11 protein-coding genes are annotated in these 13,224 nt (G+C 61.5%); 7 read left to right on the top strand and 4 right to left on the bottom strand.

The features are described 5' to 3' along the window. Positions 1–108: 108 nt before the first annotated feature. Complete coding sequence (locus tag ACJ8IN_RS15755) at positions 109–1,527, bottom strand: glutamine synthetase family protein (RefSeq protein WP_308325906.1); 1,419 nt, start codon at positions 1,525–1,527, stop codon at positions 109–111. Here ACJ8IN_RS15755 and ACJ8IN_RS15750 point away from each other — a divergent pair. The 6 genes from ACJ8IN_RS15750 (at position 1,441) to ACJ8IN_RS15725 (ending at position 8,383) form a co-directional block, all read left to right on the top strand. After that, complete coding sequence (locus ACJ8IN_RS15750; RefSeq protein ID WP_197765946.1) at positions 1,441–1,725, top strand: hypothetical protein; 285 nt, start codon at positions 1,441–1,443, stop codon at positions 1,723–1,725. The genes ACJ8IN_RS15755 and ACJ8IN_RS15750 overlap by 87 nt on opposite strands. 197 nt (positions 1,726–1,922) lie before the next feature. After that, positions 1,923–2,480, top strand: a complete 558-nt coding sequence (puuR, locus tag ACJ8IN_RS15745) for an HTH-type transcriptional regulator PuuR (protein ID WP_016927000.1) — start codon at positions 1,923–1,925, stop codon at positions 2,478–2,480. A 157-nt stretch (positions 2,481–2,637) separates the two neighbouring features. After that, positions 2,638–4,149, top strand: coding sequence for a sugar ABC transporter ATP-binding protein (locus ACJ8IN_RS15740; protein WP_197846122.1), 1,512 nt, complete (start codon positions 2,638–2,640; stop codon positions 4,147–4,149). After that, positions 4,146–5,141, top strand: coding sequence for an ABC transporter permease (locus tag ACJ8IN_RS15735; protein WP_060427528.1), 996 nt, complete (start codon positions 4,146–4,148; stop codon positions 5,139–5,141). The genes ACJ8IN_RS15740 and ACJ8IN_RS15735 overlap by 4 nt, the downstream gene beginning before the upstream one ends. Before the next feature lie 244 nt (positions 5,142–5,385). Beyond that, positions 5,386–7,374 (top strand): ligand-gated channel protein, encoded by a 1,989-nt coding sequence (locus ACJ8IN_RS15730; protein WP_442519505.1) that lies wholly within the window; start codon positions 5,386–5,388, stop codon positions 7,372–7,374. Between the two features lie 55 nt (positions 7,375–7,429). Next, positions 7,430–8,383 carry a siderophore ABC transporter substrate-binding protein gene (locus ACJ8IN_RS15725; protein WP_308325907.1) on the top strand — a complete coding sequence of 318 codons (954 nt, stop codon included), beginning with the start codon at positions 7,430–7,432 and terminating at the stop codon, positions 8,381–8,383. 28 nt (positions 8,384–8,411) lie between these two features. On the opposite strand, the gene ACJ8IN_RS15720 is transcribed toward ACJ8IN_RS15725, so the two are convergent. The 3 genes from ACJ8IN_RS15720 to ACJ8IN_RS15710 all read right to left on the bottom strand — a co-directional run bounded on the left by ACJ8IN_RS15720 (position 8,412) and on the right by ACJ8IN_RS15710 (position 11,724). After that, positions 8,412–9,749: an IS4 family transposase gene (locus ACJ8IN_RS15720; RefSeq protein ID WP_060422635.1), complete on the bottom strand. Its 1,338-nt coding sequence runs from the start codon at positions 9,747–9,749 to the stop codon at positions 8,412–8,414. Between the two features lie 107 nt (positions 9,750–9,856). Continuing rightward, positions 9,857–10,645 carry an ABC transporter ATP-binding protein gene (locus tag ACJ8IN_RS15715; RefSeq protein WP_033647994.1) on the bottom strand — a complete coding sequence of 263 codons (789 nt, stop codon included), beginning with the start codon at positions 10,643–10,645 and terminating at the stop codon, positions 9,857–9,859. Beyond that, the gene (locus ACJ8IN_RS15710; protein WP_031300718.1) at positions 10,642–11,724 is read right to left on the bottom strand and encodes a FecCD family ABC transporter permease; all 1,083 of its coding nucleotides are present in this window, start codon (positions 11,722–11,724) and stop codon (positions 10,642–10,644) included. The genes ACJ8IN_RS15715 and ACJ8IN_RS15710 overlap by 4 nt, the downstream gene beginning before the upstream one ends. Positions 11,725–12,079: 355 nt before the next feature. Here ACJ8IN_RS15710 and ACJ8IN_RS15705 point away from each other — a divergent pair, with 355 nt between their 5' ends. Next, the gene (locus tag ACJ8IN_RS15705; RefSeq protein WP_308325908.1) at positions 12,080–13,180 is read left to right on the top strand and encodes a GGDEF domain-containing protein; all 1,101 of its coding nucleotides are present in this window, start codon (positions 12,080–12,082) and stop codon (positions 13,178–13,180) included. The last annotated feature ends 44 nt before the right edge of the window (positions 13,181–13,224 follow it).

The following is a 13,224-nucleotide window of genomic DNA, read 5'->3' as shown; positions in this document are numbered from 1 at the left end:
AAATACAAATTCTTTTTGTCGATCGAGCGGAAAACCGGCCCGGCAGGCGAATTAATCCACTACCGGCAGGCCGGTCGGCCGCACATACCTCTTACTTTATACGCCCATTCAGGCATTTTTCAACATCCAGTCAATCTCGGTTTCCGTCACCCGCCGCTCGAACTGCAGCAGTTCGTCGGTCTTGCAGGCGTGATAAACCTGGGTGAAACGCTCGCCCAGATAGTGGGTCAGCGCGTGCTGATGCTCAAACTCGTACAGCGCGTCGCTCTGGCGGATCGGCAGCGGCAGCCCCTCCTGCTCCAGCCCGTTGCCGGTCACCGGCTCAGGCAGCGGCAGCGCGTTGTCCAGCCCGTAAAGCATGCCGGCCAGGATCGCCGCCATCACCAGATACGGATTGGCGTCGGCGCCGGCCACGCGATACTCCACCCGATGGTTCTCCGCTTCGCCGCAGGGAATGCGCAGCGCCACGGTGCGGTTGTTGTGGCCCCAGGCGGCCTGGATCGGCACATACATCCCCGGCTGGAAACGCCGGTAGGCGTTGACGTTCGGCGCCAGCAGCGCCATCGACGCCGGCATCAGGGTGATCATCCCGGCCAGCGCCTGTTTCAGCAGTGGCGAATCCTCGCCTTCGTCGTCGGCGAACAGGTTGTTGCCCGCGCCGTCCTGCATGCTGACATGCACGTGCATGCCGCTGCCGGCATGATCCTCGTAGGGCTTGGCCATAAAGGTGGCGTGCATGTCGTGGTTCTCGGCCACCAGCCGCACCAGCCGTTTCAGCGCCAGCGCGTGGTCGCAGGCCAGCAAGATATCGTCGGTATGACGCAGGTTGACCTCGAACTGCCCCGGCGACGCCTCCGCCACCGCGCCGTCCGCCGGCAGCCCCTGCAGCTTCGCCAGCGCGTCGATGTCGTTCAGCACCTCGGCGAAATGGTTCAGGTTATCGACGGAGTACACCTGGCTTTGGGTGTTGCGCTCCTGGGTGCCGGGCGCGCACGGCGGCTGCAGATCGCCCTCCGCGTCGCGCTGCCGATCGATGAGATAAAACTCCAGCTCTACCGCTGCCACCGGGAACAAGCCGCGCTGTCGCAGCGCCTGCCACACGCGGTTCAACACATTGCGGGGTTCAACGTCAAAGGGAGTGCCATCTTCATCCAGCATGGTCAGCAGCACCTGGCCGATATGCTGCGGATCGGCGGCCGACGGCGTCAGCGAGCCGGGCACCGGCAGGCAAATGCGGTCCGGCTCGCCGAGCTCTTGCCCAAGGCCGGTCTCCTCCACCACGTTGCCGAGGATGTCCATGGCGAACACCGACGCGGGGAAGTAGCTGCCTTTTTCCAGTTTTTTCAACCCAGAGACGGGTATGCGTTTGCCGCGGAAGGAACCATTGAGATCGGTGAGAAGGATATCGACATACTGCGTGGCGGGATGGCGTTCCAAATAATGAGCAACCTCATTTTGGAACGCGCTACTTCGCCTCTCTTCATGATGCTGTGCAAAATTTTCAACTGCTGCGCTATTGGTTTGCATACGTCACCCGCCATTATGCTCTTAAGGCGCGTTGGCGCCCGTCCGCCGTTCGATTCAACACATGATTGGATTTCTCGCCAGGCTGCGCCGCTGCCGGGCGCTCAAAATAACATCCACACCATGAAACATAGTCTTAACAGAATAGGTTTGCAAATGTTACAATCCTGTTTGATTATTCGCCGCCGGCTGCTAAATTGATAAAATATTGACCGAAAAGGCCTTGCCGCCATTTTTACGTCAACTATTTCGTCCAACGCACCGAGAGTGAACATGGGCAATATATTTTCCAAACCTGCCCTAACTACCGATATCATGCAACATCGTTATCGCCCAGACAGGCGCCCGATAGCGATATTCATGTCTGCCTGTCGCCCCTACCAGAAGGAAGTACCGCTATGAGCGAAGCCAGCTTGGCACCGGGCAAACGCCTGTCGCAGATCCGTCAGCAATTGGGTTTGTCGCAGCGCCGGGTCGCCGAACTGTCCGGGTTAACCCACAGTGCGATCAGCACCATCGAACAGGACAAGGTCAGCCCGGCCATCAGCACGCTGCAAAAGCTGCTGAAGGTGTATGGCCTGTCGCTGTCTGAATTCTTTGCCGAACCGGAAGCCGTCGACGAGCCGCGCGTGGTGATCGACGCCGAGGATCTGATTGAGATCGGCAGCCAGGGGGTGTCGATGAAGCTGGTGCACAACGGCAGCCCGACGCGCAACCTGGCGATGATGCTGGAAACCTACCAGCCCGGCACCACCACCGGTGAAAAGATCAAGCACCAGGGCGAAGAGATCGGCACCCTGCTGGAGGGCGAGATCGTGCTGACCATCAACGGCCAGAGCTACTGCCTGACCGCCGGCCAGAGTTACGCCATCAACACCGGCATCCCGCACAGCTTCAGCAATACCTCGGCGCGCATCTGCCGCATCGTCAGCGCACACACCCCCACCACCTTCTGAGCGCTTCTCGCACCGGCGCAGCCTGACGCGGGTTGCGCCCCTACCCGCCAACGCGTTTTCCACCGCCGTTATGCCATTTTGTTGGTTGCCAACGGCGTAATCTGTGTTACAACAGAGCATAACAGCCATCTAAACATCTAAACGGCCTTAATACCCTATGTCAACCGCAACGCCTTCACGCCTCGAGATGCGCAATATCTCGATCGCCTTCGCCGGCTTCAATGCGCTGCAGGACGTGGACTTCACGCTGCAGGGCGGCTCAATCCACGCGCTGGTCGGCGCCAACGGCGCGGGCAAGTCGACGCTGATGGCGATCCTCTCCGGCGCCCACGATCATTATCGCGGCGAGATCCTGATCGACGGCCAGGCGGTGGCGATCCACTCCCCGCTGCAGGCGCGCCGCCACGGCATTCACGTGGTGCAGCAAGAGGTCGACGTCGCGCTGATCCCCACGCTGTCGGTGGCGGAAAACATCATGCTGGACTGGCTGAACGAACCGGGCCACTGGCTGAACTGGGCGGAACTGCACCGCCGCGCCGCGCAGCTGCTGCAGCAATGGGCGCTGCCGCTCAACCCACGCAGGCGGCTGTCGGACTGCACGCTGGCGGAAAAACAGCAGGTGCTGCTGGCGCGCGCGCTGTCACACCGCTGCCGTTTTCTGGTGCTCGACGAACCGACCGCCCCGCTCGATCGCGCCGAGAGCGAGCGCCTGTTTAACGTGGTTCGCCGCCTGCAATCCGAAGGCATCGGCATCGTATTTATTTCCCACCGCATCCACGAACTGAGAGACATTTGCGATCGGCTGACGGTGCTGCGCGACGGCCGTCGCGTCAGCGAAGACGCCATGCGCGGGCTGAGCGGCGAACAGATCGTCGAGAAGATGCTCGGCCATCGGCTGGACGATATTTTCCCGCCGCCGCGCCCGCCGCACGCCGAGCGAACGCTGCTGCAGGTGCAAGGCTTGCGCGATCGCCACAAGCTGCGCGACGTTTCGCTGCGGCTGCATGAAGGCGAAATTCTCGGCATCGCCGGGCTGGCGGGAGCCGGCAAAACCGAGCTGTGCAAAGCGCTGTTCGGCGCCAGCGCCGTGCAGCTTGAGCGCGGCGAACTGCGCGGGCAGCCCTGGGCGCCGCGCGCGCCGCACCTCTCGGTCGAACAAGGATTGGCGCTGGTGCCGGAGGAACGCCGCAAAGAAGGCATTTTCATCGATGAGGCGATCCCGATGAACCTGAGCGTCAGCGCCGACGACAGCTTCTCGCGCTGGAGCCTGTTCAGTCGGCGACAAGAGCTGCGCTGGGCGCGCGAGATCATGCAACGCCTGAACATTCGCGCCTCCGGCCCGCAACAGCGGCTGGCGCGCCTGTCCGGCGGCAATCAACAAAAAGTGGCGATCGGCAAATGGCTGCGCGGCGACGCCGAGGTGCTGATCTTCGATGAACCGACCAAGGGCGTGGACATCAAGGCCAGGCAGGAGCTGTTCAGCCTGATCGACGGCCTGGCGCGCGCCGGCAAGGGCGTGATTTACGCCTCCGGCGAGTTCGCCGAACTGGTTGGCCTGTGCGATCGCATCTGCGTGCTGTGGGACGGCCGCATCGTGGCGGAGTTGAACGCCGCCGACATCGACGAAGAAACCTTATTGCTCTATTCCACCGGAGGAACCCCTGCGTGAGTAAAGAATTAGCCCTGCGGCCTGCGCTGCCCTGGCGCCAACAGCTGTTCGATTTCCTCTACAAATGGGGCATGCTGCTGACCGTGGCGGCGCTGATCGCCCTGTTCGGGCTGGCGTCGGACAACTTCCTCGATGCCAACAACATCATCAATATCCTGCGTTCGATCGCCATCGTGACGGTGATCGCCATCGGCGTCTCTATCTCGCTGTCGGTCGGCGGTTTCGATCTGTCGGTCGGCTCGACCGCCTCGCTGGCCAACGCGCTGGTGATTTCGCTGTTCGTCTGGCACGGGTTCGGCACCACCGGCGCCATCGTAGTGACGCTGCTGCTGTGCACGCTGGTCGGCCTGTTCAACGCCCTACTGATCGTGGTGTTCAGAATTCCCGATATGCTGGCGACACTGGCCAGCCTGTTCGTGATCCAGGGCGTGGCGATGACCTACAGCTACGGCGGATCCATCACCCAAAACATGGTGCTGCCGAATGGCGACATGGCGGAAGGCCTGATTCCGGAGGTGTTTTCCGCCCTCGGCCAGGTGCCGGTGATCGTGCTGATCATGCTGGCGGTCACCGTGGCGGTGCAGCTGTTCCTGTCGTTGACCAAGCATGGCCGCCGCATGTATGCCATCGGCGGCAACCCCGAGGCGGCGCGCCTGTCGGGCATCCACACCGTGCGTTACAGGGTTACCGCTTATGTCATTTCCTCTTGGCTGGCGGCGCTTGGCGGCATCTTGCTGGCGTCACGTATCGGCTCTTCGCAGGTCAACGCCGGCGGCGGCTATCTGATGGACGCGGTGGCGGCGGCCTATATCGGCTTCTCGCTGGCCGGGGCCGGCAAACCTAATGCGCTCGGCACGCTGATCGGCGCGGTGATCCTCGGCGTGCTGCAAAACGGGCTGGTGATGCTGTCGGTGCCCTACTACGCCATGGACATTATCAAAGGCCTGGTGCTGGCGCTGGCGCTGGCCATCACCTATATCCAGAAACGCTGATCCTCCCCGGCGCACGCCCGCTGCGCCGCTTTTCCCTTTAATTCATCCGGTTAAACTTTCCCGCCAGCAAAACCAGCATACAAATGATATGGATTATCATTAGCGTTTACATTCAGAAAAAAATCCTTACAATAGCCTCACGCAACGTTGACGAAGCTAAGCATTTCTCAGCGAAAGACGAACAATTTCATTAGAAATTCAATTGGTTAATTACTTTCACTTCAATCCAGGAAAGGTTTACCTCATGGAAACGCCACGTTACAGCAAGCTCGCCGCTCTGGTGATCGCCTCACTCAGCGCCACCGCCGCGCTGGCCGCGCCGCAGGACGACACCCAGGACACCATGGTCGTCACCGCCTCCGGCTTCCAGCAAAAAATTCAGGACTCCGCCGCTTCCATCTCGGTGATCCCGCGCCAGCAGATCGAAGACAAGGCCTATCGCGACGTGACCGACGCGCTGAAAGACGTGCCGGGCGTGGTGATCACCGGCGGCGCCAGCAGCAGTGACATCAGCATCCGCGGCATGTCCTCCAAGTACACCCTGATCCTGGTGGACGGCAAGCGCGTCGACACCCGCGGCACCCGTCCGAACAGCGACAACGCCGGCATCGAACAGGGCTGGCTGCCGCCGATGGAAGCCATCGAGCGCATCGAAGTGGTGCGCGGGCCGATGTCTTCGCTGTACGGCTCCGACGCCATGGGCGGCGTGATCAACGTCATCACTCGCAAGACCTCCCGCACCGAGTGGAAAGGCTCGCTGCACGGCGACGCCACCATTCAGGAAAACCGCGATTCCGGCGATCTGTTCCAGACCAACGCCTACGCCTCCGGCCCGCTGGTTGAAGGGCTGCTCGGCCTGCGGGTCAACGGCCTGCTGTCGCGCCGCGCGGAAGATAAAATCGTCAACGGTTACAACGAACAGCGCATGCGCAGCGGCACCGCGGTGTTCACCCTGACGCCGGACGAGAAAAACGAATTCGACTTCGAAATCGGCCGTTCGCTGCAAGATCGCAACAGCACGCCGGGCAAATCGGTGGTGGCGGAGCGCTGCAGCAGAGGCAAATGCTCGCCGACGTCCCGCAGCGAAAGCCTGTATACGCGCACCAACTACGCGCTGACCCACAACGGCTATTATGACTTCGGCAACTCCACCAGCTACGTGCAGCGGGAAGAGACCAATAACCCAGGCCGTAACATGAAGATGTACAACACCATCTTCAACACCCAGAACCAGTTCGAACTGGGTTCCCACATGCTGAACCTCGGCGGCCAATACCGCTATGAAAAACTGGGCGACGGCGGTAACCAGCTTGAATCGGCTCAAGGTCTCAGCAAGCTGACGCGCTGGAGCTGGGCATTGTTCGCTGAAGACGAATGGGCGCTGACCAACGACTTCAGTCTGACAACCGGCATCCGCATGGATCAGGACGAAAACTTCGGCAGCCACTGGACGCCGCGCATGTACGGCGTCTGGCACCTGACCGAACAGTGGACGCTGAAAGGCGGCGTCTCCGCCGGTTACAAATCGCCGGACCTGCGCCAATCCTCTCCTAACTGGGGCCAGGTCACCGGCGGCGGCGTGCGTAAAGGCATCATCGTCGGCAACCCGGATCTGCAGCCGGAGAAGAGCCTGAGCGAAGAAATCGGCCTGATGTGGGATAGCCTGAAAGGCGTTAACGCCGGCGTGACCGTCTTCAACACCGACTTCAAGAACAAGATCACCGAAGTACGCCGCTGCGAAGACACGCCGGATTGCACCATCGGCGGCACGTCCTACGACTTTATCAGCGATCGCGTCAACGTCGACAAAGCCAACATGCGCGGCGTGGAAGCCACCTTCGGCTGGCAGATCAACAAAGACTGGAAGTGGAACACCAACTACACCTATACCTCTTCCGAGCAGAAGAGCGGCGAGTTCCAGGGCAAGGCGCTTAACCAGATGCCGAAGCACATGCTCAACACCGTGCTGGACTGGCGCGCCACGCAGGACCTCAGCCTGTGGTCGCGCGTCAACTTCCGCAGCCGCACCTCTGACTACCTGAGCCGCACCTCGATGGCCAAGAGCACGCCGTCCTACACCTTCGTCGATGCGGGCCTGAGCTACCAGGCGGCGAAAAACCTGCAGCTGACCGGCGGGGTCTACAACATCCTCGACAAGACCGTGGATTACGACCACTACAACACCACGCTGGACGGCCGCCGTTACACCGTCGGCATGACCTATAACTTCTGATGCCCCCGGGCGCGCGCTGCGCGCCCTTTTCATTCCATCACCGTGAGGAAGCCCCATGAGATTACGCCGCTCCCCCCTGATGATCGCCCTGCTGGCAGCGATGGCGCTGGCGGGTTGCCACAGCAAAACCGCTACGCCGGTAGCCGCAACCCCGGCCACCGTCAACGTCCAGCACCTGAACGGCAGCACCGAGGTGAAAAAGCACCCGCAGCGCATCGTGGTGCTGGATTACGCCTCGCTGGAAACGCTGCAGCTGCTGGGCGTCGATCCGCTGGCGCTGCCCGGCAACCGCAAGAACTTGCCGGATAGCCTGAAGCGCTATCAGGACGACAAATACCTCAATGCCGGCACACTGTTCAAGCCGGATATGGCCGTGCTGCGCGCCGCCAAGCCGGATCTGATCCTGATCGCCGGCCGGGCGTCCAAAGCCTATGACGAGCTGAACGCGCTGGCGCCGACGCTGAACATGTCCGTCGATCCGCAGGATCAGCTCGGCAGCCTGAAACAGCGCACGCTGCAGCTGGGCGAGCTGTTCGATAAGCAGCAACAGGCGCAGGCGGCGGTCGATAAGCTGGATGCGCAGATCGCGGCGGTCAAACCGCAGGCCGCTCAGGCCGGGCGCGGGCTGGTGGTGCTGTTCTCCGGCGGCAAGATCAGCGCCTACGCCCCCAAGAGCCGTTTCAGCTTCGTCTATGACGCCCTCGGCTTCGCGTCTGCGCTGCAGTCCGACGAAAAAGACGTGCGCGGCAACAAGCTGACGCCTGAGCAGGTGGCCAAACTGAATCCGGACTGGCTGTTCGTCATCGACAGAGACGCCGCGACCGGGCGGCCGAACGCGGTGGCGCCGCAGAAGATCCTCACCGGCACCGCGCTGAAGAAAACCACGGCGGTGAAAAAAGGCCAGGTGGTTTACCTGCCGGCGGCCGAGGTGTATCTGTCCGGCGGCATCGTCACCGCCCAGCACGTCGTCGAACGCGTGAGCGAGGCGCTGAACCACGCAGCACGATAAAGAAAGCCCGGCGATGCCGTAATGCCGTTCACTTAAGCGGAGCTGCGTTGCGATTCACCGGATAGCGCGTTTTTGATAACTTAACTGCCCTCGGCCTTGATGGTCGGGGGCGTTTTGCTATGAACATCGCTTCTACACTGCCTCTTAGGTGCATGAGCCGTTTGGGGATTGTGCCCGGTGATAGCGTGTTTCCCAGCCAGAACAGCTCCGCCGATATCACATCAAAAGCGAACTTGAAGCTGATTTCCGACGGTGCCCTTTTATGCTGTCTGGCCGCCAGCGCCGCCTCCCGGCGGATAAGGTTATAAGCCAGCAGCAGCCCCCAGACCTCTTGATGTAACAGCTCGACCTTTCTGCTTCTCAACACCAGCGCATTACTCTGCAGGCTACTTTTGATGTTCCTGAACCCAACCTCGATTTCCCACCGGCAATGATAAAGCTCTGCTACCGCTTTTGCCGGATAACGATTGGCGGGTAATGAAGTCAGCACCGTTTTTTCCACTCCGTTCAACGCATAACTGACCGCCCGTACATACCAATACTCCGGTAAGGACGGGTTCTGTTTTCGGGCCTGCGGAGAGACTCTCATTTTCAGTAGCCGGTCTCCCGCTCCGTAACTTTCCTGAACCTCCGAGACGATATCTTTGCGCGCCGGCAACAGCCAGTGGCGGTTTTCGCCACTTCGATTCAGCGTCAACAGCAGGTCAGCGCTGTGAAAAAGCTTATCGAACAACGTGATTGAGTTATCCGGCAACGCCTTAATCAGGGTATGTGCCAGCCGGGTCTCACTGCAGCGATAAGGGCCGGTGACGGCATCCAGTAAGACATGACTGTTCAGGTTCATCAGGGCCACCAGACGCATCACCGGGAAAGGGCTCTGCCGTTCCGTGGATGTGTTGCTGGAGCCGAAGTGTTCACGCAGTTCAGGTTCATCCGGCGTGCGCAGCTGTGCGCCATCAACCGCGAAGAGCTGCAGACCTTTCCAGTCATCTTTGGGATAGCGCTCAGTCCCCCAGACATGAGCCGTCTGGCGAAACAGCCATTCCACGGGTGCTGCCCCGACGCGTTGCCTGGCCTGAGTGATGGCACTGCGGGCAAGCAACTGCGTTCCGGCTTCTCCATCGGCGCTTAGATTGAGACGACGAACAATTTCGGTGATAGGTTCATTGCGGAAAAACGCCATGCAGACCACCATCCAAACGACCATATCACCGGGTAAGCGGCGGCGTCTAACGGTGGCATGGGAAGAAAGGGAAAGGCAGTGCTGGAGCCACTCAACGGGCAGGTGTTCAGCAAAAAGCTGAGCTGAAGGGAGTGGCATCAGTGGATTTTCGCTGAAATCCAGCAAGTCGTTGAGAAGTGGCATATGAGAACGGCTCCCTGTTGTGGAGCCGTTATAGTGCCGCAGATTAAGGATCGGTCAACCGATCCTTAACTGATCGGCATTACGGCGATGCCGGGCTTTTTCTTGGATTAAATCGTCGGCTGGTTCACCAGACCGTCTATCAGCACCTGCGGCGTGCCCTGCGAACAGCGCTCGATACGCCCGCGCACGCCGTAGACCCGCGCCAGGCTCTGCGGCGTAATCACCTGATCCGGCGCGCCGTCGGCGATCAGATCGCCATCCTGCAGCATCAGCACGTGGTCGCCGTGGCGCAGCGCGATGTTGATGTCGTGCACCACCACCACCGTCACGATGTTGCGCTTGCGGGTTTCGCGGCGCACCAAATCCATCACGTGGAATTGATAGTTGAGATCGAGCGCGCTCAGCGGCTCATCCAGCAGCAGCAGCGAGGGCTGACGGATCAGCGACTGCGCCAACCCCACCAGCTGTTTCTGGCCGCCGGACAGCTGATCGAGATAGCTCAGCGCCAGGTGGGCGATACCCAATTGCTCCAGCAAAGCCATCACTTCCGCTTCGCTGCCGGCGTTGCTGCGGCCGCCCGAGGCGCGCTGCGCCACGATGATCGACTCCAGCACGTGCAGATGCACCCCGGCGGGCAGCGACTGCGGCAAATACACCACTTTCTCCGCCCGACGGGCGAACGGCATCTGCATCAGATCGCCGTCGTCCAGCCACAGCTTGCCCTGCGCCGGGTTCAGCCCGGCCAGCGAGCGCAGCAGCGTCGATTTGCCGCTGCCGTTCGGCCCCAGCAGCACGGTGATTTGCCCGCGCGGCAGCATCGGCACCGAGAGATCGTCGATCACCTGGCGCTTCGGGTAGCCCGCCGAGAAGTGTTCTATTCGCAGGCCCTGGCTCATACGTTCCCCCGGTGGCGCAGAATAATGCTCAGGAAGAACGGCACCCCGACCAGCGACGTGACGATGCCCACCGGAATGATCACGCCAGGCACCAAATTTTTCGACGCCACCGAGGCCATCGACAGCACCAGCGCGCCAATCAGCGCGCTGGCCGGCAGATAGAAACGGTGATCTTCGCCGAAGATCATGCGGGCGATGTGCGGCGCCACCAGGCCGATAAAGCCGATCGGCCCGACGAACGCCACCGCCAGCGCCGAAAGGATGCTGATGCGCAGCAGCGTGGTCAGCCGCAGACGGCGCACGTCGATGCCGAAGCTCACCGCCCGGTCTTCACCCAGGCGCAGCGCGGTCAGTTTCCACGAGCTCATCATCGACAGCGGCAGCAGCACGGCGAACACGCCGAACAGAATGCCCAGCTTGTCCCACGAGGCGCGCGCCAGGCTGCCCATGGTCCAGAACACCAGCCCCTGCAGCGTGTCCTCGCTGGCGATGAACTGCATCATCGACACCAGCGCGTTGAAGGTAAACACCAGCGCGATGCCGAACAGCACCACGCCGGAGGTGGCGACCCGCGTCCAGCGCGTGATGCCGTCGAGCATCAGCGCGGCGAACAGCGCGAAGATAAAGGCGTTGGCGGAGATGAACCACTGATCGGGAATGCCCGGAATGCCGATGCCGAGCACGATCGCCAGCGCGGCGCCAAAGGCCGCGGCGGAAGACACGCCGAGGGTAAAGGGGCTGGCCAGCGGGTTATTCAGGATGGTCTGCATTTCCGCCCCGGCCAGGCCGAGCGCAAACCCCACCACCACCGCCATCAGCGCGTAAGGCAAGCGGATGTCCCAGACGATCACCCGCGTGCCGGCATCGGCCGCCGCGGGGTCAAGCAGCGTTTGCCATAAGGACGACAGCGACAGCCCGGACGGCCCCATGGTGAAATCCAGCAGCAGCGAGCCCAGGATCGCCAGTGCCAATACGCCCATCATCAACAGGCGATGGCGAAGAATATGCTGATAACGCCCCATCACGCCGGCGTTGGGTTGCCCCTTGGCGTCAGTCATGGGATCGGTGGATACGCTCATTCGTTAAGATACCTGTTACAACCATCATGACAGCGGCGCGAAAGCGTCCGCCGTAAACCGCGCGGCGACAGCCTGCGCGCAGCCGTCAACAATAAAGCAAACGATAATACTTATCAATCATATCAATAGGTGAAAACGGCGTTATCGAAATGTAATAAATTGTTTTTCCACGCCATTCTTCAATCCATCGCGTTTACCCCCGCTGCGGCCAGCAGGTTCATTATTCTGAAAGTTATTCCTGATCCGACCAGACTCTGACAAATAACGAAAAAACCACATAGAATCCAAAATCACAGCACCGAGCGTGCAAAAAACTTCAGGCCGCCGCAAGAGCGGCCTTATTGACGAGGCTGTAATGAGAAGTCCATCTCCGGCGGTAACGCCCAAACGCCCGGCGCTGCTGAACTGGCTGTTGCACAGCCCGCTGCACGCCGATGACGAGCCGTTTAAACGCCAGCTGCGGCTCACGCTGACGCCCTCTCCTCTCACTCCCTGGCTGAATGCCGTGGGGCCGGCGGCGCTGTTGGTGGGGTACGCCTGGCTGAACCAGCGGCTGGTCGGTATCGTTCTGCTGCTGCTGTTGCTGCTGCTGACCGCCGGGCGCGCCTGGCTGGCGCAGAGGCGCCAACCCGCCTGGCCGGACGCCATGCTGGTGACGGTGTTGCTATGGATGCTGCTGGTCGGCGCCAGCGCCGCGCTGGCGATGCTGTCGGGCCGCTTTGTGCTGATCCTGTTCGCCGGTCTGACGATCACCGCTCTGGCCTGCTGGCTGATGCAGCGCCATGCCGCCGCGCCGCGTTTCGCGCTGCTTGAGGTGATCGCGCTGACGCTGCCCTACCTGCTGGCGGCGCCGCTGTCGCGCGTGCAAAACCTGTTCGTCCTGGCGGATCTCACGCCGCTGTGGCTGGTGCTGGCCCATGGCATGATCGCGCGCTACCACCGCCAGCGGGTACAGCACGTCACGCTGGCGTGGGAGAAGCAGCAGGCGTCCCACCGCGATCGCCTGACCGGTTTCCTCAACCGCGCGGGCGGCGAGGCGGTGATGCGCAACATCTGCCGCCCTGGTACGACACAGCCAATCTCTCACCTGTTCATTCTTGAATTCGGCCCGCTGGCGGCGCTTTACCAAAGCCACGGCGTGCAGATCGGCGACGACGTGCTGCGCACCGTCGGCGAGCGCCTCAAGACGCTGATCCGCCCCAGCGACTACGTCTGCCGCTACACCGGCGGCCTGTTTTTGATACTGGTGCACGATCTGCCCTACGGCGCGGAAAGCGAGTTCCTGGCGCGCATTGTGCCGCCGCTGGAAGCGCCCTACGATTTTGGCGCGTTCGGCGAGGTGAACATGCAACTCAACGCCGGCATTTTGGCGCTGACGCAGGATTATGCGACGGTGGAAGATTTGATGAGTTCGGCGCAGCAGGCACTGGCGGAAGCCAAAAGCGGGAAAAAGTAAAACCACACGCGGCGGGAGCTCCCGCCGCGTGTCACTCACCGAAG

The sequence above is a fragment of the Serratia sp. CY31944 genome (assembly GCF_052169175.1).
Classification (GTDB): domain Bacteria; phylum Pseudomonadota; class Gammaproteobacteria; order Enterobacterales; family Enterobacteriaceae; genus Serratia; species Serratia sarumanii.
Note: the sequence above shows the minus strand (reverse complement) of the source record. Positions and strands in the feature narration are given on the sequence as shown.